General features: G+C 43.7%; 1 protein-coding gene. It reads right to left on the bottom strand.

What is annotated here, in order from left to right; all coding sequences use genetic code 11:
• Positions 1-12: 12 nt before the first annotated feature.
• Positions 13-1,188 carry an elongation factor Tu gene (gene tuf, locus ACFIMG_RS08345; RefSeq protein ID WP_012755022.1) on the bottom strand — a complete coding sequence of 392 codons (1,176 nt, stop codon included), beginning with the start codon at positions 1,186-1,188 and terminating at the stop codon, positions 13-15.
• Position 1,189 lies beyond the last annotated feature (1 nt).

Here is a 1,189-nt window from a genome sequence, read left to right on the forward strand (position 1 = left end):
AACAAGCATTATTTATTCAATGATCTTAGAGACGATACCGGCACCAACAGTACGACCACCTTCACGAATAGCAAAACGAAGTTTCTCTTCCATCGCTATCGGAACGATCAACGAAACATCCATCGCAACATTGTCACCTGGCATAACCATTTCCGTTCCTTCTGGAAGCGTAACAATACCTGTAACATCCGTCGTACGGAAGTAAAACTGAGGACGATAATTCGTGAAAAATGGTGTATGACGTCCACCTTCATCTTTTGTCAAAATGTAAGCTTCTGCTTTAAAACGTGTATGAGGCGTAACGGATCCTGGCTTCGCCAATACTTGACCACGCTCAATCCCTTCACGGTCAACACCACGTAGCAGAGCTCCTATATTATCACCCGCTTGACCTTGATCTAAAAGCTTGCGGAACATTTCAACGCCTGTAACCGTCGTCTTAGACGTTGGACGAATACCGATAATCTCGATTTCCTCTCCAACTTTAATAACACCACGCTCAACACGACCCGTAACAACGGTTCCACGTCCCGAAATCGAAAACACATCCTCTATCGGCATCAAAAATGGTTGATCAACAGGACGTTCAGGGGTTGGAATATAATTATCAACTTCACTCATTAAAAGACGAACAGCATCTTCACCAATGCTTTTATCCTTATCCTCAAGAGCTGCCAACGCAGAACCCTTAACAATTGGTATATCATCGCCTGGGAAATCATATTTGGATAAAAGTTCCCGAACCTCAAGCTCTACAAGCTCCAAAAGTTCTGCATCATCAACCTGATCAACTTTATTAAGAAAAACAACAATTGCTGGAACACCAACCTGACGTGCAAGCAAAATATGCTCACGTGTCTGAGGCATTGGGCCATCAGCTGCTGAAACAACCAAAATAGCACCATCCATCTGTGCTGCCCCTGTGATCATGTTTTTCACATAATCAGCGTGTCCTGGACAATCAACGTGCGCATAGTGACGATTTTCCGTTTCATACTCAACGTGTGCTGTAGAAATAGTAATTCCACGTGCGCGTTCCTCTGGCGCAGCGTCAATTTGGTCATAAGCTTTAAATTCACCAAAATATTTCGTAATCGCTGCTGTCAACGAGGTCTTCCCATGATCAACGTGACCAATCGTACCAATATTAACATGCGGTTTTGTTCGTTCAAACTTGCTCTTCGCCATT

This window comes from Bartonella sp. AP11XZML, from assembly GCF_042196445.1.
In the GTDB taxonomy this organism is placed as follows: Bacteria; Pseudomonadota; Alphaproteobacteria; order Rhizobiales; family Rhizobiaceae; genus Bartonella.